The organism is Mesorhizobium sp. M1428 (assembly GCF_040317515.1).
Taxonomy (GTDB): Bacteria; Pseudomonadota; Alphaproteobacteria; order Rhizobiales; family Rhizobiaceae; genus Mesorhizobium.
This window is the reverse complement of the sequence record NZ_JAMYKT010000045.1, coordinates 1-25,863: the sequence shown is the minus strand read 5'-3', so window position 1 is coordinate 25,863 and position 25,863 is coordinate 1. Positions and strand designations below refer to the sequence as shown.

Here is a 25,863-nt window from a genome sequence, read left to right as displayed (position 1 = left end):
CATTCAACCCTCCTTCGGCTTTTCCGGCCGAAATAGAATCGAGCTTCGCCGCAAAGCGCAACCCAGATGTGTGAATGCGATAGGTATAGCGGACGGGGGGGAAGGGAGGCGCTCCAACGCTGGCGACCCCGCGTTCTTCACGGGGAGAGGGTAAGGGTGAGGGGCAGCGCCGAGCTTAGTAGGTGAGACGAACTCACCGCCCGCCGATGACGCCGATATAGTCCGACACCCAGCGGTAATAGGGCACGCACTGATCGTTCTGGGTGGCGCATTTCGAGACCGGCGTCTTCCAGAACTTGATCTTGTCGAAATTGTCGTAGCCGTTGGTCTTGCAGCCTTCTTCGCCGAGCAGTTCGTTGCCCTTGCAGGCGGCAGGCACCACCGGCAGCGAGCCGAACCAGGCGGAGACGTCGCCCTGCACTTTCGGCGACAGCGAATGCTCGATCCACATGTAGGCGCAGTTCGGGTGGGCAGCATCGGCCTCCATCATCGTGGTATCGGCCCAGCCGGTAACGCCCTCCTCCGGGATAGTCGAGGCGACCGGCTTCTTGGCCGCGATCAGCGTGTTGACCTGGTAGGGCCACGAACCGGAGGCGACGACGCCTTCGTTCTGGAAATCGTCGACCTGGATGGCGGCGTCATGCCAATAGCGTCCGACAAGCGTACGCTGGACGCGCAGCAGGTCGAGCGCGGCCTTGTACTGGTCCTCGGTCAGTTCGTACGGATCCTTGATGCCGAGCTCCGGCTTGTGGGCCATCAGGTAGTTGGCGGCGTCGGCGATGTGGATCGGCCCGTCATAGGCCTGGACGCGGCCCTTGTTCGACTTGCCGTCGGGAAGCTTCATTTCCTCGAAGACCACGTTCCAGCTCTTCGGCGCCTCCTTGAACACTTCGGTGTTGTACATCAGCACGTTCGGCCCCCACTGGTAGGGGACGCCGTAATGGACTCCGCCGACGGTGAACCAGGGCGCATCCTTCAGCCGGTCGTCGACCGTCTTCCAGCTCGGTATGAGGTCGGTGTTGATCGGCTGGACGCGCTTGCCGGCGACCAGGCGCAGCGAGGCATCGCCCGAGGCGGTGACCAGATCGAAGCCGCCCTCGTTCATCAGCGAGACCATCTCGTCGGAAGTGTTGGCGGTCTTGACGTTGACCTTGCAGCCGGTTTCCTTTTCGAAGGACGTGACCCAGTCGTAGGCCTTGTCGGTTTCGCCGCGCTCGATATAGCCCGGCCAGGCGACGATATTGACCTCGCCTTCGCCCTTGCCGAGCTCCTTGACCTGGGCGATGGCCTGGCCGGAGAAGGTCAGCGCGACCGTCAAGGCAGTGCATGATTTCAGCAATGAATTCATCGTCGATCTCCCATTTTGCATGACCTCGAAACCGGTTTCGGTTTTTCGGAAGAAGATCATGCGCCCGTTTAACGTTGGATGCGCGGCGCTGAAAGGCCGTGCTCCGGCGGCAGCTTTGTTCCCTGACCGAAAAGTGCTGCGAAATTTCCGGTTTCGCAAATTCATTTATCAGAAAGCCGATATCGGTTTTTCCGATACATTAGCGGCCGATCTTCTCGGGCCGTTGGCGCACCATGCGCTGCGACTGGGCAAGTCCGATGAAGTCGCGCGCCGCCTGCGGCAGGCCGGAGCCGCGCCGCCAGACCATGCCGACCTGGACGACCGGCAACGACCCCGAAATATCGCGCGATTCGATGCGGTCGCCTTCCAGCGACCATGGCCGGTAGACAAGGTCGGGCAGCAGCGCCACGCCGGCGCCGGTGGCGACGAGGCTGCGCACCGCTTCGACCGAGCGGGTGCGGAAGGCGACATGCGGTTTGGCCCCGATTGCCGTCAGCAGCTTTCCGGTATTCTCCTCGATCTCGTCAACGGTCAGCATGATCAGCGGTTCCGAGGCGATGTCGCCGATGCCGATGATGTCGGCACCGGCCAAGGGATGGCCGAGCGGCAGCCACAGCCGGTAGGCCGAGACTTCGAGGATTTCGGACTGCAGTGCGGTGCGGTCGCGCAGGTTCGAGGTGACCATGACGGCAATGTCGAGCTTGCCGCCAATCAACAGGTGCTCGAGATAGTCGCCATTGTCCTCGATCGCAGAGACTTCGACACCCGGATAGGCGCGGCGATAGCGGGCAAGAAGATCGGAAAGCACATAGCCGGCGACGAGCGAAGTGACGCCAAGTTGCAGCCGCCCGCTTGCCGCGATCCGTTCGCCGAAGAAGGCCCGGCGCGCATCGGAAACGTCGGCCAGGATCTTCCTCGCATGGCGCAGGAACTGGTGGCCTTTGTGGGTGATGTTCAAGCCGCGCGGGTGGCGTTCGAACAGCTCGACGCCGAGATCGTGCTCCAACTCCTTGATCGCTTCGGTGACCGAGGATTGTGAGATCGACAGGTTCTGGGCGGCGCCCGACACTGTGCCTTGCTCGGCGACCGCGATGAAGAACTGCAATTGGCGGATGGTGAAAGCCATGGCTGGACTAAACACGGCAGAGGCGGCGCTGGGAAGTGGGATGCTGGTGCCGATCTCCCGATAGAGCTCAGTCCTCGCTTCCGCCGTCCGCAATGCTGAGCCGCGCGCCGGCCTCGGCGAGGGTGGCGGCGATGTCGTGCGGCGGCGGCCGGTCGGTCGCGAGTTCGGAAAAGCCGCCGAAGCCGCAGACCTGAACCAGGCCCTGGCGGCCGAATTTGCTGTGGTCGGTGACGACAAGCGAACGCTGGCCGCGCGACAGCACCATGCGGGCGAATTCGGCCTCTTCCAAATCATAGTCCATGACGCCGGTGACGGCATCCACCGCACCGGTCGATATCACCGCATGGCTGACCGAAAAGCGGCTGACGAATTCGATGGCCGAGACGCCGAAGGCAGCACCGGAATCGCTGCGCAGCTCGCCGCCGGCCATATAGACCTTGTTGCCGTTGACGGTGGCCAGTGTGCGGGCGATGTCGGAGGAGTTGGTGACGACCGTCAGCCGCCGGTGGCCGAGCAGTTCCCGGGCCAGGAATGAGGTGGTGGTGCCGGTGTCGAGCATGATCGATTCGCCGTCGCGGATGGTGGCGGCGACCATGCGGGCAATTGCCCGCTTGGCATCGGCGTTCTCGCGCATGCGCCGCTCGAACGGCGCTTCGCCGGCAATCGACGGCAGGCCGACGGCGCCGTGCATCTTGAGGATGGAACCGTCGCTGGTCAGTGGCTTGACGTCGCGGCGTACTGTCTCCAGCGAGACGCCCAGCCGATCGGCCAGGCTGGCAATGGTGACGGTGCCTTCCTCCTTGAGGAGGCGCAGGATTTCGCCATGCCGCTTCGAGTGGAGCATCGGTTCCATCCGGTCGGATTGTTGCACCATTGACCGTTTCTACGGCATAAATGCCACTAACTCCAAGGAATTTAGCAAAATTCGGGCAAAAAACCAGAAAATACCACAATTCCGCGTTGACAACGTCTCCAGCGTGGCGCGACATTATCGCTGTGACAGGCTCGGAACGGAGGACGACGGCTGAGCCGCACGAAAAATCGCCTGCCCGAACGCCCGGGAAACTGTCGGGTGCAAGGGTGCCGAAATTCAGGATCCGCGGGGGCGGATGCCGGCGTCGAAGAACCCGGCACAAAGGGGCTCGTCGGTGCGGTGCGGGATACCGATCCCGAGATCTGCACCGACGAGATCTTCGCGTTGCCGCCATTCCTCCGTCCGATTGTCATCGCTGGCCAGCCGTGACATGCGTGGAAAATTGACCCAATGTTGGACGAGATCGTGACTGTCGAAGACCGCATCCGTGCGCTGCCTTGCTGGACCGGCAGCATCGACATCGCGCCGCTGCCGGGCGGGTTGAGCAATGCCAATTATCTGGTCAAGGACGCGGCCGGGCGGCATGTCGTGCGCATCGGCCAGGATTATCCGTTCCACCACGTCTTTCGCGAGCGCGAGATGATGACCGCGCGGGCAGCGCACGCGGCAGGCTTCGCTCCGGCCGTCCACTATACCGGACCCGGCGTCATGGTGACGGAGTATCTCGGCGCCAAGGCCTATGTCGCGCAGGATGTGCGCGCCGATCTCGGCCGCGTTGCCGCGTTGCTGCGCGGTTTCCACCGGGAGATGCCCGGTCATGTTTCCGGCGCCGGTTTCATGTTCTGGGTATTCCACGTCATTCGCGACTATGCGCGCACGCTGGAGGAAGGCCGCAGCCGCAAGCTGGGCGAACTGCCGCGCCTGCTGACGCTGGCGGACGAGCTCGAGCGCGCGCAAAAGCTGCTGCCGATCGTCTTCGGCCATAATGACCTCTTGCCGGCTAATATAATCGACGACGGTCATAGGCTGTGGCTCATCGATTTCGAATATGCAGGCTTCAACACCGCGATGTTCGACCTTGCCGGCGCAGCGTCGAACGCCGGCATGAGCGACGAGGAGTCCTTCGCCTTCCTAACCGCCTATTTCATGAAGGAGCCGGACGAAGCGATACGGCGCTCGCACGCCGCCATGCAATGCGCGTCGCTGCTGCGCGAGGCGATGTGGGGCATGGTTTCCGAGCTCTACCTCGATGCGCCCGGCGTCGACTACGCCGCCTACGCCGACGAAAACCTGGCGCGGCTCGAAGCGGCCCTGGAAAACTACAGGACAAAATACGGGACGCGGACATGACCTTGCCCGCCCAGGCCGGGATCGTCGTCATCGGCGGTGGCATCATCGGCTGTTCGACGGCCTATCATCTGGCGCGCGACCACAAGGCCGAAATCGTGCTGCTCGAACAGGGCAAGCTGACCTCGGGCTCGAGCTGGCATGCTGCCGGGCTGGTCGGCCAGCTGCGCTCGTCGGCATCGATCACGCGCGTGCTCAAATATTCGGTCGATCTCTACAAGGGGCTGGAAGCCGAAACCGGCCTCGCCACCGGCTGGAAGATGACCGGCTGCCTGCGCCTCGCCACCAATGCCGACCGCTGGACCGAGTATAAGCGGCTGGCAACGACGGCCAAGAGCTTCGGCATGGACATGCATCTGCTGTCGCCGGCCGAGGTCAAGGAAATGTGGCCGCTGCTGGAAACCGGCGACCTCGTCGGCGCGTCCTGGCTGCCGACCGACGGTCAGGCAAGCCCTTCCGACATCACCCAGTCGCTGGCCAGGGGCGCGCGCATGCATGGCGCAAAATTATTCGAGGAGGTGCGGGTCACCGGCTTCGAAATGAGAGACGGCCGCATCACCGCGGTGAAGACCAGCAAGGGCGATATCGCCTGCGACAAGGTGGTGAACTGCGCCGGGCAATGGGCGCGGCAGGTCGGTGCGCTGGCCGGCATCAACGTGCCGCTGCAGCCGGTGAAGCACCAGTACATCATTACCGAGAGGATCGACGGGTTGGCGACCGACGCGCCGACGATTCGCGATCCCGACCGCCGCACCTATTTCAAGGAGGAGGTTGGGGGGCTGGTGATGGGCGGCTACGAGCCGAACCCGCAGGCGTGGACGACCGGTCTGCCGGGCGGCGATGTGCCGGACGATTGGGAGTTTCGGCTGTTCGACGATGATTACGATCATTTCGAGCAGCATATGAGCCAGGCGATCGAGCGTGTCCCGGCGCTCGCCAATGCCGGCGTCAAGCAGATGATCAACGGGCCGGAGAGCTTTACGCCGGACGGCAATTTCGTCCTCGGCGTGGCGCCGGAATGCCCCAATATGTTCATCGGCGCCGGCTTCAATGCCTTCGGCATCGCATCCGGCGGCGGTGCCGGCTGGGTGCTGGCGCAATGGGTCGTCGACGGCGAGGCGCCGCTCGATTTGTGGGTGGTCGACATCCGCCGCTTCTCCGATCTGCATCGCGACCGGCAATGGGTCCGCGACCGCACGCTGGAAGCCTATGGCAAGCACTACACGATCGGCTTCCCGCATGAGGAATATGTCAGCGGCCGGCCTCGCATCGTCTCGCCTCTATACGAGCGGCTGCAAAAACATCGCGCCGTGTTCGGCTCGAAACTCGGCTGGGAGCGGCCGAACTGGTTCGCGCCGGAAGGTGTCGAGCCGAAAGACGTCTATTCGATGGGCCGGCAGAACTGGTTTTCACCCGTCGGTGACGAACATCGCCATGTGCGCGAAAAGATCGGCATTTTCGACCAGTCGTCGTTTGCCAAATACGAAATGACCGGAGTGGACGCGCTGAAGGCGCTGGACTGGATCTGCGCCAACGACGTTGCCAAGCCGGTCGGCCGGCTGACCTACACGCAGCTCCTTAACACGCGCGGCGGCATCGAGGCCGATTTGACCGTGGCGAGGCTCGGTGAGGAGAAATTCTACATCGTCACCGGCACCGGTTTCCGCAAGCATGATTTCTCCTGGATTGCCGATCATATCGGCAGGGAGTTCGACGTGACGCTGACCGACGTCACCGAGGATTTCGGCACGTTGTCGTTGATGGGGCCACGCGCCCGTGACGTGCTGTCGGCGGTGACCGATGCCGACGTCTCGAACGCCGCCTTTCCGTTCGGCCATGTTCGCGAGATTGTCATTGCCGGCCACGCCGTGCGGGCGCTGCGTATCACTTATGTCGGCGAACTAGGCTGGGAATTGCATGCGCCGATCGCGGCGACGGGCGAGGTTTTCGACGCGCTTATGGCGGCGGGCGCTGTCCACGACATCCGCCCGGTCGGCTACCGGGCGCTGGAATCGCTGCGGCTGGAAAAAGGCTACCGCGCCTGGGGCGCCGACATCACACCCAACGACACGCCGCAGGAGGCCGGCCTCGGCTGGGCGGTGAAGCTCAGGAAGAACACCGATTTCCTCGGCCGGCGGGCGCTTGAAAAGCTCGATGGCTCGACGCTCAGGAAACGCTTTGCCGGCTTCACGGTCGATGATCCGGATGTCGTGCTGCTCGGGCGCGAGACCATCCTGCGCAACGGCGAGGCGGTCGGTTATCTCACCAGCGGCGGCTATGGCTACACCATCGGCAAGAACATCGGCTACGGCTATGTGCGCAATGCGGATGGCGTCAGCGATGATTTCCTCACCTCCGGCGATTACGAGCTGGTGGTGGCAATGGAACGGACGCCGGCTAAGATCCACCTCGAGCCGCTTTACGATCCGGCAGGAGCAAAGGTGAAGGCGTAGAGCCTTCCGATTTTCAGCCTCAGTTCACGATGAGCACCAGCCCCCGGCTCGGCACGGTATCGGCCTCGCCCGGCATCGAGACATAGGGCGGCGTCTCCTCGGCGCGGGTGACGTTGCCTTGCGCCTCGAGTTCGGCGATCCGGGCGGCAAACCCGGCATCCCACAGCGTGTTCTTCACGGTCAGCACGATTACCCCTCCCGGCCGGCAGATGCGGATCAACTCCTCCAGCCCTTCGGCTCCGACATGGCCGGACGTGAAGACGCCGGCTGAGATGATCCCGGCATAGGCATCGTCCACGAAAGGCAGCGGTCCGCCAAGCGCCAGGCAGTGCAGCGCCGAATAGACGCCCTTGCGCGCGGCTTGCGCCAGCATGCCTTCCGAGATGTCGAGGGCCTCGACCTGCGGATAGCCGGTGATGGCAAGCCATTCGCCGATGAGCCCGGTGCCGGCCCCGGCATCGAGCAGAGGAGCGGCGCCGCGTGGCAGATGGCGGGCCAGCAAGGCAAGGCAGATGGTCGGATGGCGATAGCCGGCCGCCGACATGTCGGCGTCATAAGTGCCTGCCCAACTGTCGTAGAGCGCGGCTACGTCTTCCGGCCGCTTCGCCGCATAGGCTGCGGCGAGCGCGCTCTGCTGTTTGCTGTCCGTCATCGCTTTCCGTCGCCTGGTATCGATCCGCAACGCGATCATAGCCAAACGGCGAAAACTGTGGAACCGTCATCGTCGCAATAACACGGGCAAAGGAGCGAAAGCGATGGCGGATGACCAGGCACGCGCCGCACTTGCGGCCATTCCGATGCTGGCCGGCTATGACGGCCCGCTGGAACGGCTCGGCGGCCTAACCAACCTCGTCTTCAGGGGCAAGGATTTCTGCCTGCGCATCCCCGGCAAGGGTACCGAGGAATACATCAACCGCGCTAACGAGGCAGTGGCGGCGCGGGAGGCGGCGAAGGCCGGCGTCAGCCCGGAAGTGCTGCATGTCGATGCCGAAACTGGCGTGCTGGTGACCCGCTTCATCGCCGGCGCCGAGACGATGTCGCCGGAAAAATTCAAGACCCGACCGGGCAGCCCGGCACGGGCCGGCAAGGCCTTTCGCAAGCTGCACACATCCGGCGCGGTGTTCCCCTTCCGCTTCGAGCTGTTTGCGATGATCGACGATTATCTGAAAGTTCTGTCGACCAAGGACGTCGCCCTGCCTGCCGGCTACCACGATGTGGTCGGCGAGGCGGAAACCGTGCGCTCGGCGCTTGCGGCTCGTCCTCTGCCGATCGTCGCCTGCCACTGCGACCCGCTATGCGAAAACTTTCTCGACACGGGCGACAGGATGTGGATCGTCGACTGGGAATATTCCGGCATGAACGATCCGCTCTGGGATCTCGGTGACCTCAGCGTCGAAGGGCAATTCGACGCCGCGCAGGACGAGGAAATGATGCTGGCCTATTTCGGCGGCGAGCCGAGACCGGCGGAGCGCGCCCGCATCGTCATTTACAAGGCGATGTGCGACCTGCTGTGGACGCTGTGGGGCTTGATCCAGCTTGCCAACAAAAATCCGGCCAACGACTTTCGCGCCTATGCCGACGGCCGGTTTGCGCGCTGCAAGACGCTGATGGAGACGCCGGAGTTTTCAAGGCATCTGGCGGCGGTGCGCCGGGGTTAATTCACACCCTTCGGCACATTTTCGGGCGGCACGGTGTCGACCACCTTCTGGCGATGGAAAATGAACAGGCCGGCCAGCACGACGATGGCCGAGCCGATCAGGATGCGCGGTCCAGGCACATCGCCGAAGAAGGCGAGGCCGAAGACGACTGCCCACAATAGCAGGCTGTAATGCAGCGGCGCCAAGGTCGAGGCCGGTGCCAGCTTCAACGCCCGGGTGATCATCAGATGCGCGCCGCAGGAGACGATACCGAGAAGCAGCATGGCGCCGAAATCCAGCGAGGACGGCGTCTTCCAGGTGCCGAGGGTCAACGCAGCGCCGACCAGCAGCGTGCCGATGGTTTGCCAGGTGACAAGCGAAGTGTCGCTGGTGCCGCGCAGCCGCCGATTGAGGATGATGGCGAAAGCAAAGGAAATGCTGCCGGCGAGCGCGAACATCGACGACAGCGAGAACGCGGCCGAAGACGGCTTCAGCATGATCAGCACGCCGCAGAAACCGACCAGGATAGCCGCCCAGCGGCGCCAGCCGACCCTTTCGCCGAGCAAAAAGTGCGACAGCGCCGCCACATAGATCGGCCCGGCCATGTAGAAGCTCATCACATCGGCGAGCGGCAGATAGACGACCGCCGCGTAGAACAGCGCCGTGTCGAGCGTCGTCATCACCACGCGCAGCAGCTGCAGCTCCGGCCGCTCCATGCGAAACAGCTTGGCCGCACCCTGATGAGCAATCATCGGCCCGAGTATGAAAAAAGCGCCGATCGAGCGGATCAGCACGACCTGGCCGACGGAAAAACTGGCGACCAGCCACTTGCCCATAGCGTCGTTCAACGCAAACAGGAAATCGCCGGCGAGCATCAGCAGGATACCGGCCAGCAGCACGTTCCTGATCGTTGAGTTCTGGGATGCGGGCTGCGCCATTCCGTTACCGGTTCCTCGCCGTGGCTACGGTGACCCGCGTCGTAGTCGCAAGCAGCGGCCGTGACGAGGCGAAAATCGAGAATTCGGTAAGACCAGCGCCGGAAATCGGCTGGACTAATGCATGTCGCGCAAAAGTGTGCAGCGATTTTGCGACAACGACATGCATCAAAACAGGAACTTAAAGCGCGTCGCATGAGGCCGGTCGAGCGCGACGCGCTTTAAGCGTGGCGCCGGTTCACTGTGCCCGGCCTTCCGGCGATCGAAAGCCGCGTGTCCTGCCGGCTCCGCTCGGCCACCACCTTGCCCCTGGCGATGACGCAGAGACGCTCGGGGCGCAGCCGCAGCGCCTCGACCGGATTGCCGGCATCGAGAACGACCAGGCTGGCGCGCTTGCCGACGGCAAGGCCAAGGTGGTCTAGGCCCATGATGGCGGCATTGACGTTGGTGACCATGTCGAAACAGCGCGCCATCTCGGCCGGGCTCGACATCTGCGCGACATGCAGGCCCATGAAGGCGACGTCGAGCATGTCTGCGGTGCCCAGCGAATACCAGGGGTCGAGCACGCAATCCTGGCCCCAGCCGACGCGGATCCCGTGCGCCAGCATTTCCTTGACCCGGGTCAGGCCGCGGCGCTTGGGAAAGGTGTCGTGGCGGCCCTGCAGCATGATGTTGATCAGCGGATTGGGGATTGCCGAAACGCCGGCCTCGGCAATCAGCGGCAATAGCTTTGAAACGTAGTAATTATCCATCGAATGCATCGATGTCAGGTGCGAGCCGGCCACTCTGCCCTGCAATCCAAGCCGCTGCGTCTCATAGGCAAGCTGCTCGATGTGGCGCGACAGCGGATCGTCGGTCTCGTCGCAATGCAGGTCGACCAGCAGCCCCCGTTCGGCCGCGATCTCGCAGAGTTCCGTCACCGAGCGCGTGCCGTCCGCCATTGTGCGCTCGAAATGCGGAATGCCGCCGACGACATCGACGCCCAGGTTGAGCGCGCGGACGGTGTTTTCGCGCGCCGTCGGCGAGCGGTAAAACCCGTCCTGCGGGAAGGCGACCAGCTGCAGGTCGATATAGGGGGCGACCGTCTTCTTCACGTCGAGCAGCGCTTCGACCGCCAGCAGGCGGTCGTCACAAACATCGACATGGGTACGGATGGCGAGCAGGCCCATCGACACCGCCCAGTCGCAATAGGCAAGCGCGCGGTCGCGCACCGCCTCGTGGGTCAGAAGCGGCTTCAGCTCGCCCCACAGCGAGATGCCTTCCAGCAGCGTGCCCGAGACATTGATGCGCGGAATGCCGAGCGAAAGCGTGGCGTCCATATGGAAATGCGGATCGACGAAGGGCGGCGAGACCAGATTGCCATGAGCATCGATCGCCGTGCCGGCGCTGACGTTCAGCTCAGGCTCTATCGCTGCGATCGTTTCGCCGACGATGCCGATATCGGCGATCCTGCCGTCGGGCAGCGTCCCGCCGCGCACCACAAGGTCAAAATCCATCCGCCGTCATCCCCTTTGAAGAAGCACACTTATTCCGGTACGTACCGCACCGCCCCCTTGGCGGCACTTGTCGCCATCGCCGCATAGGCGCGCAAGGCCGTCGTCACCTTGCGCTTGCGCTTTTCCTCAGGCTTCCAGGCAGCCGTTCCCTTGGCCTCCATCGCCGCGCGGCGGGCGGCGAGCTCCGCGTCGTCGACAGCCAGCCGGATGGTGCGGTTGGGGATATCGATCTCGATCGTGTCGCCTTCCATGACCAGTCCGATCAGCCCGCCTTCCGCCGCTTCCGGCGAGACGTGGCCGATCGACAGGCCGGAGGTGCCGCCGGAAAAACGCCCGTCGGTGATCAGCGCGCAGGCTTTGCCGAGGCCTTTCGACTTCAAATAGCTGGTCGGGTAGAGCATTTCCTGCATGCCGGGGCCGCCGCGCGGCCCTTCATAGCGGATGACGACGACATCGCCGGCCTTGATCTCGTTCGACAGGATTGCCTTGACGCTGGCGTCCTGGCTTTCGAACACTCTTGCCGGGCCGGTGAATTTCAGGATCGATTCATCGACACCCGCCGTCTTCACGATGCAGCCGTCGAGCGCCAGATTGCCTTTCAGTACGGCAAGGCCGCCGTCCCTTGAGAAAGGATGTTCGGCCGAGCGGATAGCACCTTTCTCGCGGTCGAGATCGAGCTCGTCCCAGCGGCGGTCCTGGCTGAAGGCGACCTGCGTCGGCACGCCGCCGGGTGCCGCCAGGAAGAAATCGCGGACATTCTGGCTGGAGGTGCGCGAAATATCCCAATGGTCCAGCGCTTCGCCGAGGCTTGCGGTGTGCACTGTCGGCAGGTCGCGGTTGATCAACCCGGCGCTATCCAGCTGGCCGAGGATCGCCATGATGCCGCCAGCGCGGTGGACGTCCTCCATATGAACGTCTGCCTTGGCCGGGGCAACCTTGCACAGCACTGGCACCCGCCGCGACAGCCGGTCGATGTCCTCCATGGTGAAGTCGACCTCGCCCTCATGTGCCGCGGCAAGGATGTGCAGCACGGTGTTGGTCGAACCGCCCATGGCTATGTCGAGCGTCATGGCGTTCTCGAAGGCGCCCTTCGAGGCGATGCTGCGCGGCAGCGCGGTGTCGTCGTTCTGCTCGTAATAGCGTTGGGCAAGATCGACGATCAGATGGCCGGCCTCGACGAACAGGCGCTTGCGATCGGCATGCGTCGCCAGCGTCGAGCCGTTGCCCGGCAGCGAGAGGCCGAGCGCCTCGGTTAGGCAGTTCATCGAATTGGCGGTGAACATGCCAGAGCAGGAGCCGCAGGTCGGACAGGCCGAGCGCTCGATGATCTTGACGTCCTCGTCGGAGATCTTGTCGTCGGCGGCCGCCACCATGGCGTCGACCAGGTCAAGCGCCTGGCTCTTGCCGGCGAGCACCACCTTGCCGGCCTCCATCGGCCCGCCGGAGACGAAGACAGTCGGGATGTTGAGGCGCAGCGACGCCATCAGCATGCCGGGCGTGATCTTGTCGCAATTCGAGATGCAGACCATCGCGTCGGCGCAGTGCGCGTTGACCATGTATTCGACGGAGTCGGCGATCAATTCGCGCGACGGCAGCGAATAGAGCATGCCGTCATGGCCCATGGCGATGCCGTCATCGACGGCGATGGTGTTGAACTCCTTGGCGACGCCGCCGGCCTTTTCGATCTCGCGGGCAACCAACTGGCCGAGATCCTTCAGATGGACATGGCCGGGCACGAATTGGGTGAAGGAATTGACCACGGCAATGATCGGCTTGCCGAAATCCGAATCCTTCATCCCGGTGGCGCGCCAAAGGCCGCGGGCGCCGGCCATGTTGCGGCCATGGGTGGTGGTGCGGGAACGGTAGGCGGGCATTGAACTGTCCTTGCTGTCTGCGTCGCGCCGGACAGGCGCGGAAAACCGGAATGAGCCGCAGGCCTTATAGACGCCACGCTCTGGTCTGGCCACAATTTTGCGCTGCGCCAGGGTGCGGAACGAGCGGCCAGCCGAAGACGCAGCCGGCCCAGACCGTAAAAAAGTCAGAGGTGCTGTCGGATCGTGTTTTGCTCAAGCGTCCTTGGGCAGACGGCGGGACCGGGCATCAATCGCCAGCCAGCCGTTTTGCGAATGAAAACAAACCCAAAACCAGCCCGAGGAGCAAGAGAATGCAAAAGATCACCCCCTGCCTGTGGTTCGACGACCAGGCCGAGGAGGCCATGAACCATTACATCTCCATCTTCAAGAATTCGAAGGTGCTGAGCGTGCTGCGCTGGCCCAAGGGCAGCGGCGATAATGAGGGCAAGGTGCTGATGGTCTCATTCGAGCTCGACGGCGTTCAGTTCCAGGCGCTCAACGGCGGGCCGCAATTCAAGTTCACCCAGGCGGTCTCGCTCTCCATCGACTGTAAGACGCAGGAGGAGGTCGACTATTTCTGGGACAGGCTCATCGCTGGCGGTGGCGAGCCCAGCCAGTGCAGCTGGCTGAAGGACAAATTCGGCCTCTCCTGGCAGGTCGTTCCCGAGCAGTTGCCCAGGCTGCTGCTGGACCCCGACACGGAAAAGGCCGGCCGCGTCATGCAGGCGATGATGCAGATGAGCAAGATCGACATCGCCAAGATCGAAGAGGCAGCCAAGGGGTGAACGAACGCGCTCTTGCCTTCTCCCACAACAAGGGGAGAAGGGAAGGGGCGCGTCAAGCCGCTCTGTCGCGGACCTGATAATCCTTGACCGCGGCGAAGCGGATCGCCTTCCAGCGCTCGGCCTCGTAGTTAAGCGAGAAAGCGTGCTGGGCGAGGAACACCGGATCGTTGTCGAGATCGCGGGCGATGTCGCCGCGATGCGCCTCGATGAAGCGCTGGAGCTCGGCCCTGTCGTCGGCCGATATCCAGCGGCAGACGGAAAAGCGCGACATCTCGAAATCGACCGGCAGCGTGTATTCGAAGTTCAGGCGCTCCTTCAACACGTCGAGCTGCAGGGCGCCGACGACGCCGACGATGGCCGGTGAACCGTCCTCCGGCGAGAACAATTGCACGACGCCTTCCTCGGCCATCTGGTGCAGCGCTTCCTTGAGCTTCTTGGCTTTCATGGCATCGCCGAGGCGAACGCGGCGCAGGATTTCAGGCGCGAAATTCGGCACGCCGCGAAACAGGATCTCCTCGCCCTCGGTCAGCGTGTCGCCGATGCGCAGCGTGCCGTGGTTGGGGATGCCGACGACATCGCCGGCGAACGCCTCGTCGGCGGTGACGCGGGTGCGGGCGAAGAAGAATTGCGGTGCCGACAGGCTCATCGGTTTTCCCGTGCGCACCAGCTTGGCCTTCATGCCGCGCTCGAGCTTGCCGGAGCAGACGCGGACGAAAGCGATGCGGTCGCGGTGGTTGGGGTCCATATTGGCTTGGATCTTGAAGACGAAGGAGGTCATCTTGTCCTCGGTCGCCTCGACCTTGCGGCTGTCGGCCTCCTGCGCGCGCGGCGGCGGCCCATAGGCACCGAGCGCCTCGATCAGGTCGCGCACGCCGTAATTGCGCAGCGCCGAGCCGAAATAGACCGGCGTCAAATGGCCTTCGCGGAAGGCTTCCAGATCGAGCGGGCGGCAGGCCTCGCGTGCCAGCTCCAGCTCCTCGATGAAAGCCTCGCGCTCGTTCTCCGGCAACAGGCCGGCGACCCGGTTGGAATCGGGTCCATTGACCGGCGTGCGCTCCTTCTCGGCGTCGCCCTTGCGCACCGCGTTCAGCGCCAGATGGTAAGTGCCGGAAAAGGTCTTGCCGCGGCCGATCGGCCAGGTGATCGGCGCTGTATCGAGCGCCAGCTTCTGCTCGATCTCGTCGAGGATGTCGAATGGGTCGCGGCTTTCGCGGTCCATCTTGTTGACAAAGGTGATGATCGGGATGTCGCGCAGCCGGCCGACCTCGAATAGTTTCAGCGTGCGCGGCTCGATGCCCTTGGCGGCGTCGATCACCATGACGGCGCTGTCGACCGCCGACAGCGTGCGATAGGTGTCGTCGGCGAAATCCTCGTGGCCGGGCGTGTCGAGCAGGTTGAAGACGGTGTCCTCGTATTCGAAGGTCATCACCGAGGTGACCACCGAAATGCCGCGCTCCCGTTCGATCTTCATCCAATCCGAGCGGGTCTGGATGCGGTCCTTCTTGGCCTTGACCTCGCCGGCAAGCTGGATGGCGCCGCCGAACAAAAGCAGTTTTTCGGTGAGCGTGGTCTTGCCGGCGTCGGGGTGGGCAATGATCGCGAAAGTGCGGCGGCGCGATACCGCTTCTGTAATCATTTCGGACATTTTTCAGGATTTCCGTGTGAGGCCGGGCTTCTAGCAGCGGAGTGCAGTGCTGTCGACCTCTCCGGCTGCCGCTGCCGGCGGTTCACGTTCCGGCGTCAGGCCGGTTCGGCCGCACGGCTCTGGGAGGCCACCTCGGGAATCCACTCGGCAATCGCGGCGCCGATCCTGTCGGCATGGTCCTCCTGCAGATAATGTGAGCCGGGTCCGAGATCGATCAACCGGCAGTTCTTCAGGCCCGCCGCGAATTCCCGTGCCGCCTGCGGCGAGACGAGGGCGCCCGGATCGCCTGAGAAAAGCAGCTTCGGGTAGGAGGAAAGCCGGAGCGCCCGATGGTCGTTCTCACTGATGGCGGCGACATCGGCGGGCTGGCCTTCGATCGGCAGTTCGCGCGGCAGCCGCAGGATCGGCTTGCGCGATTGCGGCGTCGGGAACGGCGCCCGGTAGGCGGCCATTTCCTCATCACTCATCGTGCGCACCACAGCAGCCGGCAGCACTTTTTCGACGAAGACGTTGTCTTCCAGGACAAGCTTCTCACCGACGCCGGGTGTGCGCATTGCCTTGAACAATTCGCGCGCCTGCGGACGCTGGTGAAAATCGTCCCAGCTCTCGGAAGGGCGGATGAATTCCATGAAGGCGAGGCCGAGGATCCGCTGCGGCCGCCGTGCGGCGAGATGGAAGGCGAGCGCGGTGCCCCAGTCCTGCGCGACGACCACCATGTCGGTGATGCCAAGCGTCTCGATGAAAGCGTCGAGATAGCGGACGTGGTCGAAGAAGCGATAGTCGATGTCCGGCTTGCCGGATTGGCCATAGCCGATCAGGTCGGGCGCAATGCAGCGGCCGAACGGCGCCACATGCGGGATGATGTCGCGCCAGATGTAGGACGACGTCGGGTTGCCGTGCAGGAAGAGCACCGTCGGGCCGGCCGTACCTGCCTCGACATAGGAGATGGTGGAATCGAGTACCGCGACTTGCGAGCGCGGCAACATTGTGCGCTTTTCGAGTTTCGGGTTCATCGGATCAGCTCCTTTTTACGAAGACTGTTTTGAAGACGATATTCTTGAAACGCTCGAGCGGTCCGGGACTGCGCTCCACCTTCATGCGCAGCATCGCGCCTTGCCAGGAACTCAACAGGAAATCGGCGAGATCCTCGGCATCGAACGCGTCGGTGATGTCGCCGGCCGCCTGGCCCTCGGCGATGCATTCGGCGAAGGGCTTACGCCAGCGTTCGAAAATGGCGACGAGTTGCAGCCTCAGCGCCTCGCTGTGAGCCGCCGTCTCGAGGCTGAGATTGCCGATCATGCAGCCCCGTGCCCAATCATGCGCCTCCAGCTTCGACGTGATGATTTCGAGATAGCGGCGCAAGCGCCCGACCGGGGGCGTGCCGTCCCGGGCAAGGGCCTGCTCCACCAAACCGTTCACATAGGCGAAATAGCGGTCCAGCACCTCGCCGGTGAACGCCTCCTTGGAGGCAAAATGATTGGTGAAGGACCCCGGGCGGGCATCGGCCGCGGCGACGATGTCGCGCACGCCGGCGGCCGAATAGCCGGAACTCCAGATGGTTTTGAAACCGGCGTCGAGAAGTTTTTCGCGAAGTGAATGTCTGGCCATAGCGATACAATACGTACGTACGTATTAAAGTCAAGAGGCATATTTGATACCGAGTGCTCTTGGCAGAACCCACTGGCAATGGCATCGCAGTGGTCGCGTTGGACCGAGGAGTGAAGCGTGACAGCGGCGAAAGAAGTGATTGTCATCGGCGCCGGCATCATCGGCGCCTCCATCGCCTGGCACCTGACCAGGGCCGGGGCAAAGGTGACGGTCATTGCCGGCAGCGGCGCCGGCGGCATCGCGACGCCGAATTCCTTTGCTTGGATCAATGCCAGCTGGGGCAACCCGGAGGTCTATTTCCGGCTGCGCATTCGGTCGATGGCCGAATGGACGCGGCTGGCGAACGAGGTGCCCGGCATCCCGTTGCAGTGGTGCGGTGGCTTGTGCTGGGACCTGCCGCGTGCCGAACTTGAGGCCTATGCGGCCGAGCACGCCGCCTGGGGCTACGGCATCGAGCGTGTCGACCGTGCCGGAGCGGCGCGCATCGAGCCCAATCTGACCGAGCTTCCCGATTTCGCCCTTCATGTCGCCGAGGAAGGTGTCGCCGAGCCGGTCGCTGCCACGCAAGCACTGCTGGTTGACGCCGAGCGGCGCGGCTCGCGGCTGCTGACGGGAGTTACCGCGACCGCGCTTGTGCAGGCCAACGGCAGGATTGCCGGCGTCGATACATCCGGCGGGCGGATTGCTGCCGACGAGGTGGTGATCGCGGCCGGAGCCGGCTCTCCGGCACTAGCGGCAACAGCCGGGATAGCACTGCCGATCGAGACGCCACCCGGCCTGGTCGTGCATTCGCGCCCCACCGAAAAGCTGCTCAACGGCCTGGTGATCGGCGATCGCCTGCATATGCGCCAGACGGCGGAAGGCCGCATCATCGCCGGCTCGGATTTCGGTGGCGCCGATCCCGGCATGGATGCCGCGGCGACCGCCCGCGACCTGTTTGCGGCGATGAAGGCGATGCTGCGCGGCGCGGATGGGTTGGAACTCGATTTCCACACCATTGGCTACCGGCCGACGCCGGTCGATGGCTTTCCGATCATCGGCCGCGCCGCAGGCACGAGCGGCGTCTACGTCGCGGTCATGCATTCCGGCATCACGCTGGCCCCGGCCGTCGGCCTGTTCGCCGCCCGCGAAGTCCTCGACGGCGAGCGCGATCCGCTGCTTGATTCCTACGGGCTGGGGCGGTTTACTCAATAGCCGGGCGGGCGGCGAAAGCCGCCGGTCAGCGGCTCGATTGCCCTGGCGATCCCGAGCAGGCACGACTCCGACCAGCGTTTGCCAACAAGCTGTAGTCCGATGGGCAGGCCATTGCTGTCCTGTCCGCAGGGCAGCGACAGTGCCGGATGGCCGCTGTAGTTGAACACCGCGCCATAGGCCGGCAGCATCCAGTAGCTTTGCTTCTCGCCGTCGACCTCGATCGGCGTTCCCGGTTCGCAATGCGGGAACGCGGTGACCATGGCGACGGGGCACAACAAGGCGTCGCAGCCGTCTAAGAACCGTTCCCACGCCAGGATGGAGCGGTCGCGGCGGGCGAGCGCCTCGAACCAGCGCGAGACCGGCGTCGGCTTCTCCGGTGGTCCGGGCTGCGCCGCCTCCAGCATCATGCCGATCAGCGCACCGCCTTGCTTCAGGTCGTCGTGCAGGTCGAGCTCCGGCAATTTGGCTTCCTCGACGATGGCGCCCGCGGCCTGAAGCTCTTTAGCCAGGCTTTCGACCGCCGCGCTGATCTCGCCGGCCACCGGAAAGCCCGGAAAGGACGGCGCGACGGCAATGCGCAAATTTTTGAGATCCAGCTCCGGCATGGTTTCGACCGGTACCGGCGCAAGGTCTGTATCGCTTCCATCCGGCCCGGCAATGACGCGGTAGATCAGCGCCAGGTCCTCGACGCTGCGCGCCATCGGTCCGAGGCAGGAGATCAGCCTCACGCTGCGCGGCGCCCCGCCTGGATCGGGGAAGGCGCCGGCGAGCGAGACGCGGTGCTCGGTCGGCTTGAGGCCGTAGACGCCGCAAAATGCAGCGGGCAGCCGGATTGAATCCTGCATGTCGGTGCCGACCTCGAACGGCGTCATCCCGGTGCTGAGCGCCGCCGCCGCACCGCCACTGGAGCCGCCGGCGGTGCGCTGGAGATTCCAGGGGTTGCCGGTGCGGCCGAACAGCGGATTGCTCGACTGCCAGTCACCGAGCATTGTCGCCACATTCGTCTTGCCCACCAGTATGCCGCCTGCCGCCTTCAGCCGGGCAACGACCGGACTGTCTGCTCTCGGGGCATAGTCGGCGAAGGGCGGGAAGCCGACGGTGGTTCTCATGCCAGCGGTTTCGTGCGTGTCCTTGAGTGTGAAAGGCACGCCGTGCAGCGGCCCAAGGGCCTCGCCGTGCGCCTGCGCTTCGTCGGCCTCGCCGGCGCGTTGCCGCGCACCGTCCCGATCGAGGGTTACGACGGCGTTAACCGCCGCATTGTGCCTGTCGATCTGCGCCAGATGCTCGTCCAGCACCTCTATTGCGGAAACCGCACGGTCGCGGATGGCCGCGGCCAGTTTGGTGGTCGAGGAAAAGACGATATCCATCGTGACTGCTCCGGGCTATCGCGCCGCGCTCCTCAAAATGGCGGATTGGCGCGTAGCTTCAAGCCTGGCTCGGCATTTCGACGATGGCGGCGCTTGATCGGGATTGCGCTGCCGGGATCCGTTGACCGTCGGCGCTGTCCAGCGGCCTCGCCGCGATCGGCGCCTCTACGGCTTACCGTCCCCTGTTGTGCGTCCGCTTATAGAGCTCACGGATGATGCCGCTTGCCGTGGTCTCGAACAGAAACGGCAAGAAAGCATGAATGAGCGCGGCAAAGGCCGCCATGAACAATCGCGACGAGAACCATGCGGCGAAAGCCATATGGCCGAAATAGCTCTCGCCGACCGCGGCCGGGTGAGAGGTGAAAAGTCTTGCGAGCCGTGCTGTCATGTCGATCCCTCCTGCCGGCATGAAGAGCCGGCCATGAATATCCTGCCACGGCTGTTCGGTTGATCGGTCTCAAATTGTCCTTGTCTCAGGCCGAATTTTGGGACAATCATCCCACATGATGCCGGAAATCGACGAAATAGACCGGAGATTGCTGGCCGAGCTGCAACGCGACGGCACGCTGTCCGTCGACCAGCTCTCGGCAAGAATATCGCTGTCGCGTAATGCCTGCTGGCGCCGGGTCAAGCGGCTGGAGGAAGACGGCATCATCACCGGTCGGGTGGCGCTGGTCGACGCCGACAAGCTTGGGCTCGGCCTCTCCGTGTTCATCCTGATCCGCACCTCGAACCACGATCCCGACTGGCTGCAAAGATTCCGGGCGGCGGTGACCGGCTTTGCCGAGATCACCGGCGCCTACCGCATGTCCGGCGATCTCGACTATGTCCTGCGCGCCCGTGTCGCCGATGTGAAGGCGTATGACCGGCTCTACCAGCGGCTGATCGCCAAGGTGGCGCTGTCGGACGTTTCGGCCTCTTTCGTCATGGAGGAGATCAAGGAGACCACGGTCGTTCCGATGGACCTGCGCTGAAGCGGAACTGTGCTGAAAGAAAGCCGTTGATAGCATTGCCGCCGAGTTGACTGAACCGGCGTTCGCGACGATAGGATCAGCCTCATGCGCGCAGCACTTTATCCTACCTCCGTCATCGGTCCGGCTGTCGGCTTCGTCAGGCTGCCGCATGGCGAGGGATTGCCGCTTCCTGCCTATGAGAGCTCGGGCGCCGCCGGCATGGACCTGCGCGCCGCCGTCCCGGACGACAGGCCGCTCTTGATTCTGCCGGGAAAGCGCGCGCTGGTGCCGACCGGGCTGATCCTGGAAATTCCGGAGGGCGTCGAAGGCCAGGTCCGGCCGCGTTCCGGCCTCGCCTTCAAGCACGGGCTCACCTGCCTCAACACCCCGGGCACCATCGACAGCGACTATCGCGGCGAGGTCAAGGTGCTGCTGATCAATCTCGGCGACGAGGATTTCGCGGTGACACGCGGCATGCGGATCGCCCAGATCGTCTTCGCCCCGGTGACGCAGGCGACCGTCGAGGAGCGCACATTGGCTGGCGGCACTGTGCGCGGCTCGGGCGGCTTCGGATCGACCGGCACCGCTTGATGAAAATACCCAAACTCGTCATCTTCGATTGCGACGGGGTTCTGGTCGATACCGAGAACCTGGCCAATCGGCGCCTCGCCGAGTGGCTGACCGCGGCCGGCTTTCCGGCCAGCTTCGAATATTGCCGCAAGAATTTTTCCGGCCGCAGCATGGTCTCGGTGCAGAAGGAAGTCGAGGCGACCGGCGTCAGCCTCGGCGCCGATTTCGTCGAGCGCTGGAACGCCGGCCTGCCGGACCTGTTCGCGCATGGCGTCGAGGCCATCCCCTACGTTCGCGAGTTCATCGAAACCGTGCACGCCGCCGGCATCGCCACCTGCGTCGCCTCGTCGGCACGGGTGTCCAAAATGCACATCACGCTCGGCCAGACCGGGCTGCTGCCGCTGTTCGAGCATGCGCTGTTCAGCTCGACCATGGTCTCGCGTGGCAAGCCGTTCCCCGACCTCTTCCTGCATGCAGCAGCGACAATGGGCTTCGCGCCCGCCGACTGCATCGTCATCGAGGACAGCGTCGCCGGGACGACAGCGGGCATCGCCGCCGGCATGCGCGTCTATTCCTACCACGGCGACCCGCTTTCCGATCGCAATGGACTGATCGAAGCCGGCGGTATCCTGTTCGACGACATGCGTGAACTGGCCGGGCTGGTGCCGATCCACTGATCGCCTTTGTTCAAGCTGCGCTGTATGTTGCAGCTGCTTGTGCTAGCTTGCGCGCGCCCGACATAAACGAGCGCGCGCATGACCTTCTCCCTGCTTCGTTTCCTCTTTGCCTGCCTGCTGTTGCCCTGTCTTTGGACGGCGGCCAGCGCTGAGGCCGTCAGCTTCCCGGAGCTCGGCAGCGCTCTCCCCGGCCACGGCGATGTCACCTATCTCGACCTCGCCAGGATGGTCATTCCCGATCTGGCCGCGGACAAGGACGGCTTTTTCCGGGGTTCGACGCCGATCGAGATGCGTCACGTCGCTGGACCGGACTACGACGGCTCGCCGCCGGTGACGTCGGGTCTTTCCAATGCCGGCGTGCTCGGCATCAAGGCCGGCGGCAAGGAGCGGCTGGCCATGCTGTTCGACCTCGGCGACTCGCCCGACAGTGCCGAGGGCTATGCCGTGCTGGCGCTCTACGACGTCACCGGCAAGCCGGCGCTGCTCGACGCGGTCAATGTCGCCGTCGACCGCATCACCTCTCTTCGCGATCCGGGCAAGCTGCCGATCGGGCCTGGTGACGACGCCATCATCAGCATGAGCATCCATTTCAATTCGAGCCAGGGCTATGGGATCACGCCGCTGATCATGGTCCGCAACGACAGGTTCGAGCTGATCGACATGATCTATACGTTCGACGAAAACCTCTGCACCCATAGGAGGACGCAGAATGCGGCGTTCCAGGCGATCGCCGACGGCCAGCCCTATGCAGCCATCAAGGTCACGGTGACCGGCGCGACGCTGCCGGGGGAAGAAAGCTGCGACGGCCAGCAGCCGCCAGAGGCGTCTTCGCGCGACATTTCCGTCACCTATCATTGGGACAAAAACGCTTCGCACTACGTCAAGGATTCCGACGCGCTGGACCGATTGGCAGATGAGAACGCCAAACGCTTCTGAACCAACCGCATTTGTTTGCCCGGCGCGTTCCGCCGGGCTAGAATTTGCCTCACATTCTGCACTGGAGGGGAGCATCCATGGACAAGGGCAAGATTTTTCGCGACCTGCATGCCTCGATCTTCGTCATGGCCAATTCCTGGGACGTCGGCACGACCAAGCTCTTGGCCTCGTTCGGCTTCAAGGCGCTGGCCACGACCAGCGCCGGCTTTGCCTTTTCGCGCGGCCTGCCCGATGGCGCGGTGACGTTCGAGGCAATGATCCATCATTGCCGTGAAGTGGCGGCGGCGACCGGGTTGCCGGTTTCGGCGGACCTCGAAAGGGGCAAGGGCGACAGCGCGACAAGTGCCGGCGAGACCATCTTCGCCGCCGAGGCGGCTGGCCTCGCCGGCTGCTCGATCGAGGACCATACCGGCGAGCCCGACAAGCCGATCTATGATTTTGCGCATGCCGTCGAGCGCGTCGCGGCGGCGGCGGAAGCGGCACGGGCGCTGAAACGCGATTTCGTCTTCACCGCGCGGGCCGAGAATTTTCTGTGGGGCAAGCCCGACCTCGACGATACGATCAAGCGGCTGCAGGCCTTCGAGAAGGCCGGCGCCGACGTGCTCTATGCGCCGGGGCTGGGCGACATTGAGATGGTGCGAACCGTCTGCTCGGCGCTGACCAAGCCGGTCAACGTCATGGCCAGGCCCGGCTTCACCATCGCCGACCTTGCCATGGCGGGGGTAAAGCGCGTCTCGCTCGGCCCATGGCTCACCAATTTCGCCTTCGGCATGCTGGAGACCGCGGCGCGCGAGATCCAGCAGGACGGCACCTTCGGCTTCACCCGCGCCGCCATGCCGTTCGGCAAGCTGCAGGCGCTGTTTGCCAAATCTTCAGCCTAGGTCGGGGCCGGCGAATGACGCTCACCGTCGTCGACATGCACACCGGCGGTGAGCCGTTGCGGATCGTCACCGGCGGCTACCCCAACATTCCCAAGGGCACGATCCTCGAAAAGCGCGCCTATGTGCGCGACCATCTCGATCATCTCAGAAAGATCCTGATGTTCGAGCCGCGCGGCCATTACGACATGTATGGCGCGCTACTGGTGGAGCCCGACCTGCCGGGCGCCGACCTCGCGGTGCTGTTCATGCACAATGAGGGCTATTCGACGATGTGCGGCCACGCCATCGTCGCGCTCGGCCGCTACGCCGTCGACGAGCGGCTGGTGGCGCCACGCGAGCCGCTGACGACCGTCAATATCGAGGCGCCATGCGGGCTGATTTCGGCTGCGGTCGAGGTAACGGATGGCAAGGCCGGTGCGGTGTCCTTCGAAAGCGTGCCGGCGTTTCTGTTCGCCCGCGACCGGCGGATCGATCTGCCGGGCTATGGTCCGGTCGGCTTCGACATCGCTTATGGCGGCGCCTTCTATGCGCTCGCCGACTGCCGCCAGTTCGGGCTGGAATTCGGCAGGAACCGGGTGCGCGATTTCGTCGATGCGGCGACGGCGCTGACCAACAAGCTCAAGGCCGAATTGCCGCTGTCGCATCCCGACCATGCCGATCTCGCCTTTCTCTACGGCACCATCCTGACCGACGGACAGGATGCGTTCTCCGATACGCCGACCAAAAACATCTGCGTTTTCGCCGAAGCCGAGGTCGACCGTTCGCCGACCGGTTCGGGCGTCACCGCGCGGCTGGCGGCAATGCACGCCAAGGGCCAGATCGAGATTGGCCGGACGCGGCTGTTCGAGAGCATCGCCGGCTCGCGCTTTTCCGGCGCGGTCGCGCGCACGGCCACGGCCGGGGCGCATGACGCCATCATCGCCCGAGTCGGCGGCCGCGCCTATTACTCAGGCCGAGCCGAATTCATCGTCGAGGACGATGATGAAATGGGCAGGGGTTTCCTGCTGCGCTAGCTCCTTTCCCGCGCCGAGATCGCCTTGTGCAGATGCACCATCATTGCGGCGGCGAACAGCGGCGTCAGAAGGTTGAGCAGCGGCACGGCGAGGAAAGCGGCGACGACCAGCCCGGCCAGGAATACGGTGACCGCGTGCTTCCTGCGCAGCGCCCTGGCCTCGGCCTCCGGGCGAAAGCGCATGGCGGCGAATTCGAAGAACTCGCGCCCGAGCAGATAACCGTTGACGACGAAGAAAGCGGCGATGTTGATGCCCGGCACCAGCAGAAGCAGCAGGGCGACGATATTGCCGAGGATGACGACGCCGAAGAACCTGATCGCCAGCACCAGCGAGCGTAGCGCCGGAACGGCGCGGCCGGGCGGATCGTCGGGATAGTCGGTGCGCTCGACCGTTTCGGCGACGTCGTCGAGGAACAGGCCGGCGATGATCGCCGTCACCGGCGCGATGAAAAGAGCCAAGCCCAGCGCAAGGCCGATGCCGGCGACGACGGCGCCCAGCCATCCGGCCCAGGAGGGAAGCGCCGGCAGCCATGCATCGATCCATGGCCAGGCCAGCCATTCGAACAGGCTCTTGATCCCGAACCACAGCGCCGCCAGCGCCAGCAAAGTCAGCCCCAGCGTCTTCACGAACACGGAACGGAATTCGGGCGAGAACAGCCGGCTCAAGGCGGCGCGGGCGGCGTCGAGGATCACGGCGTTTCCAATTGCATGTCAAACGTGCTCGTGGCTGATATCTCCGGAATAGGCGGCGACAGCGCAGGCTGCAAGCGCCTAGCGCGCGACCTTCGCCTGGGGAATGGTCATCGCCGCCACGCCGGCGACGACCAGGGCCATTCCCCACCACGCGCTGGGACTAAGGCTTTCGCCAAGGAACACGGCTCCGATAGCGACGCCGATCGGCACCCGCAGATAGGCTTGCGAGGTAGTGCCGACGGAGCCCAGCGTATGGAGGAGGCGGAAATAGATTGAGAAGGCCAGTGCGGTCGAAAACACCGAAAGCCCGAGCAGCGCAAGGACCGAAGCTGTCGATGGCGCCAGGGTCCATGGCCGGTCGAACGCAAGGCTCAACGGGATCAGCATCGCGGCGCCGCAGAGCATCGAACCGGCGGCCGGCACCATCGGGTCGAGCCCCCTGAAGCCGCCGCCCACAACGGCCCCGCCCGCAATCCAGATAGTCGCCCCGCCCACCGCCAGTTGCGGCAACAAATTCGGTACCCGGCCCCCAA

General features: G+C 64.2%; 25 protein-coding genes. 11 read left to right on the top strand and 14 right to left on the bottom strand.

Annotated features, from left to right (window positions below; genetic code table 11):
* Positions 1 to 193 precede the first annotated feature (193 nt).
* The 3 genes from NKG60_RS31010 to NKG60_RS31000 all read right to left on the bottom strand — a co-directional run bounded on the left by NKG60_RS31010 (position 194) and on the right by NKG60_RS31000 (position 3,318).
* Entirely contained in the window at positions 194 to 1,348 is a 1,155-nt protein-coding gene (locus NKG60_RS31010) for an ABC transporter substrate-binding protein (RefSeq protein WP_352866778.1), read from the bottom strand.
* A gap of 199 nt (positions 1,349 to 1,547) precedes the next feature.
* Complete coding sequence (locus tag NKG60_RS31005; protein WP_254816127.1) at positions 1,548 to 2,474, bottom strand: LysR family transcriptional regulator; 927 nt, start codon at positions 2,472 to 2,474, stop codon at positions 1,548 to 1,550.
* Between the two features lie 67 nt (positions 2,475 to 2,541).
* A complete protein-coding gene (locus NKG60_RS31000; protein WP_352866781.1) occupies positions 2,542 to 3,318 on the bottom strand; it encodes a DeoR/GlpR family DNA-binding transcription regulator in 777 nt (258 codons plus the stop codon).
* A 435-nt stretch (positions 3,319 to 3,753) separates the two neighbouring features.
* Here NKG60_RS31000 and NKG60_RS30995 point away from each other — a divergent pair, with 435 nt between their 5' ends.
* On the top strand, positions 3,754 to 4,638 hold the full coding sequence (locus tag NKG60_RS30995) for a phosphotransferase (RefSeq protein ID WP_352665480.1): 885 nt from the start codon (positions 3,754 to 3,756) through the stop codon (positions 4,636 to 4,638).
* The gene (locus NKG60_RS30990) at positions 4,635 to 7,088 is read left to right on the top strand and encodes a GcvT family protein (protein ID WP_352866783.1); all 2,454 of its coding nucleotides are present in this window, start codon (positions 4,635 to 4,637) and stop codon (positions 7,086 to 7,088) included. The genes NKG60_RS30995 and NKG60_RS30990 overlap by 4 nt, the downstream gene beginning before the upstream one ends.
* 19 nt (positions 7,089 to 7,107) lie before the next feature.
* Here the strand turns inward: NKG60_RS30990 and NKG60_RS30985 are convergent, their stop codons facing one another.
* The gene (locus NKG60_RS30985) at positions 7,108 to 7,740 is read right to left on the bottom strand and encodes a class I SAM-dependent DNA methyltransferase (RefSeq protein ID WP_352866786.1); all 633 of its coding nucleotides are present in this window, start codon (positions 7,738 to 7,740) and stop codon (positions 7,108 to 7,110) included.
* 103 nt (positions 7,741 to 7,843) lie between these two features.
* Between NKG60_RS30985 and NKG60_RS30980 the strand changes: the two genes are divergently transcribed.
* Positions 7,844 to 8,746 (top strand): phosphotransferase, encoded by a 903-nt coding sequence (locus NKG60_RS30980; RefSeq protein ID WP_352866789.1) that lies wholly within the window; start codon positions 7,844 to 7,846, stop codon positions 8,744 to 8,746.
* Here the strand turns inward: NKG60_RS30980 and NKG60_RS30975 are convergent.
* The 3 genes from NKG60_RS30975 to ilvD form a co-directional block, all read right to left on the bottom strand.
* The gene (locus NKG60_RS30975; RefSeq protein WP_352866792.1) at positions 8,743 to 9,663 is read right to left on the bottom strand and encodes a DMT family transporter; all 921 of its coding nucleotides are present in this window, start codon (positions 9,661 to 9,663) and stop codon (positions 8,743 to 8,745) included. The two genes, NKG60_RS30980 and NKG60_RS30975, sit on opposite strands and share 4 nt — an antisense overlap.
* A 218-nt stretch (positions 9,664 to 9,881) precedes the next feature.
* Positions 9,882 to 11,156: an amidohydrolase family protein gene (locus tag NKG60_RS30970; RefSeq protein WP_352866794.1), complete on the bottom strand. Its 1,275-nt coding sequence runs from the start codon at positions 11,154 to 11,156 to the stop codon at positions 9,882 to 9,884.
* Positions 11,157 to 11,185: 29 nt separating this feature from the next.
* Positions 11,186 to 13,030, bottom strand: a complete 1,845-nt coding sequence (gene ilvD / locus NKG60_RS30965; RefSeq protein ID WP_352866797.1) for a dihydroxy-acid dehydratase — start codon at positions 13,028 to 13,030, stop codon at positions 11,186 to 11,188.
* Between the two features lie 290 nt (positions 13,031 to 13,320).
* Here ilvD and NKG60_RS30960 point away from each other — a divergent pair, with 290 nt between their 5' ends.
* Positions 13,321 to 13,794: a VOC family protein gene (locus NKG60_RS30960; RefSeq protein WP_352866799.1), complete on the top strand. Its 474-nt coding sequence runs from the start codon at positions 13,321 to 13,323 to the stop codon at positions 13,792 to 13,794.
* 52 nt (positions 13,795 to 13,846) lie between these two features.
* Here NKG60_RS30960 and NKG60_RS30955 read toward each other — a convergent pair whose 3' ends face one another.
* The 3 genes from NKG60_RS30955 to NKG60_RS30945 form a co-directional block, all read right to left on the bottom strand.
* Positions 13,847 to 15,439 carry a peptide chain release factor 3 gene (locus NKG60_RS30955; RefSeq protein WP_352976545.1) on the bottom strand — a complete coding sequence of 531 codons (1,593 nt, stop codon included), beginning with the start codon at positions 15,437 to 15,439 and terminating at the stop codon, positions 13,847 to 13,849.
* Positions 15,440 to 15,534: 95 nt separating this feature from the next.
* Positions 15,535 to 16,452: a haloalkane dehalogenase gene (locus NKG60_RS30950; protein ID WP_352866802.1), complete on the bottom strand. Its 918-nt coding sequence runs from the start codon at positions 16,450 to 16,452 to the stop codon at positions 15,535 to 15,537.
* A 4-nt stretch (positions 16,453 to 16,456) separates the two neighbouring features.
* Positions 16,457 to 17,047 (bottom strand): TetR/AcrR family transcriptional regulator, encoded by a 591-nt coding sequence (locus NKG60_RS30945; protein WP_352866804.1) that lies wholly within the window; start codon positions 17,045 to 17,047, stop codon positions 16,457 to 16,459.
* A gap of 117 nt (positions 17,048 to 17,164) precedes the next feature.
* On the opposite strand from NKG60_RS30945, the gene NKG60_RS30940 reads away from it, so the two are divergent.
* The gene (locus tag NKG60_RS30940; RefSeq protein WP_352866807.1) at positions 17,165 to 18,241 is read left to right on the top strand and encodes an NAD(P)/FAD-dependent oxidoreductase; all 1,077 of its coding nucleotides are present in this window, start codon (positions 17,165 to 17,167) and stop codon (positions 18,239 to 18,241) included.
* On the opposite strand, the gene NKG60_RS30935 is transcribed toward NKG60_RS30940, so the two are convergent.
* Both NKG60_RS30935 and NKG60_RS30930 read right to left on the bottom strand, forming a co-directional pair.
* Positions 18,235 to 19,608, bottom strand: a complete 1,374-nt coding sequence (locus tag NKG60_RS30935; RefSeq protein ID WP_352866810.1) for an amidase — start codon at positions 19,606 to 19,608, stop codon at positions 18,235 to 18,237. The genes NKG60_RS30940 and NKG60_RS30935 overlap by 7 nt on opposite strands.
* Positions 19,609 to 19,780: 172 nt before the next feature.
* The gene (locus NKG60_RS30930) at positions 19,781 to 19,996 is read right to left on the bottom strand and encodes a DUF6356 family protein (RefSeq protein ID WP_352866813.1); all 216 of its coding nucleotides are present in this window, start codon (positions 19,994 to 19,996) and stop codon (positions 19,781 to 19,783) included.
* 115 nt (positions 19,997 to 20,111) lie between these two features.
* Here NKG60_RS30930 and NKG60_RS30925 point away from each other — a divergent pair, with 115 nt between their 5' ends.
* The 6 genes from NKG60_RS30925 (at position 20,112) to NKG60_RS30900 (ending at position 24,638) form a co-directional block, all read left to right on the top strand.
* The gene (locus tag NKG60_RS30925) at positions 20,112 to 20,582 is read left to right on the top strand and encodes an Lrp/AsnC family transcriptional regulator (protein WP_352866815.1); all 471 of its coding nucleotides are present in this window, start codon (positions 20,112 to 20,114) and stop codon (positions 20,580 to 20,582) included.
* An 84-nt stretch (positions 20,583 to 20,666) separates the two neighbouring features.
* Positions 20,667 to 21,152 carry a dUTP diphosphatase gene (dut, locus tag NKG60_RS30920; RefSeq protein ID WP_352866818.1) on the top strand — a complete coding sequence of 162 codons (486 nt, stop codon included), beginning with the start codon at positions 20,667 to 20,669 and terminating at the stop codon, positions 21,150 to 21,152.
* Positions 21,152 to 21,808 carry an HAD family hydrolase gene (locus NKG60_RS30915; RefSeq protein WP_352866821.1) on the top strand — a complete coding sequence of 219 codons (657 nt, stop codon included), beginning with the start codon at positions 21,152 to 21,154 and terminating at the stop codon, positions 21,806 to 21,808. The genes dut and NKG60_RS30915 overlap by 1 nt, the downstream gene beginning before the upstream one ends.
* Before the next feature lie 78 nt (positions 21,809 to 21,886).
* Positions 21,887 to 22,744 (top strand): hypothetical protein, encoded by an 858-nt coding sequence (locus tag NKG60_RS30910; protein WP_352866823.1) that lies wholly within the window; start codon positions 21,887 to 21,889, stop codon positions 22,742 to 22,744.
* 77 nt (positions 22,745 to 22,821) lie between these two features.
* Positions 22,822 to 23,625 carry an isocitrate lyase/PEP mutase family protein gene (locus tag NKG60_RS30905; protein WP_352866825.1) on the top strand — a complete coding sequence of 268 codons (804 nt, stop codon included), beginning with the start codon at positions 22,822 to 22,824 and terminating at the stop codon, positions 23,623 to 23,625.
* 14 nt (positions 23,626 to 23,639) lie between these two features.
* Complete coding sequence (locus tag NKG60_RS30900; protein WP_352976541.1) at positions 23,640 to 24,638, top strand: proline racemase family protein; 999 nt, start codon at positions 23,640 to 23,642, stop codon at positions 24,636 to 24,638.
* On the opposite strand, the gene NKG60_RS30895 is transcribed toward NKG60_RS30900, so the two are convergent.
* Both NKG60_RS30895 and NKG60_RS30890 read right to left on the bottom strand, forming a co-directional pair.
* A complete protein-coding gene (locus NKG60_RS30895) occupies positions 24,635 to 25,330 on the bottom strand; it encodes a sulfate transporter family protein (protein WP_352866828.1) in 696 nt (231 codons plus the stop codon). The genes NKG60_RS30900 and NKG60_RS30895 overlap by 4 nt on opposite strands.
* A 78-nt stretch (positions 25,331 to 25,408) precedes the next feature.
* A partial coding sequence (locus NKG60_RS30890; protein WP_352976539.1) for an EamA family transporter occupies positions 25,409 to 25,863 on the bottom strand: 455 nt, incomplete at its 5' end.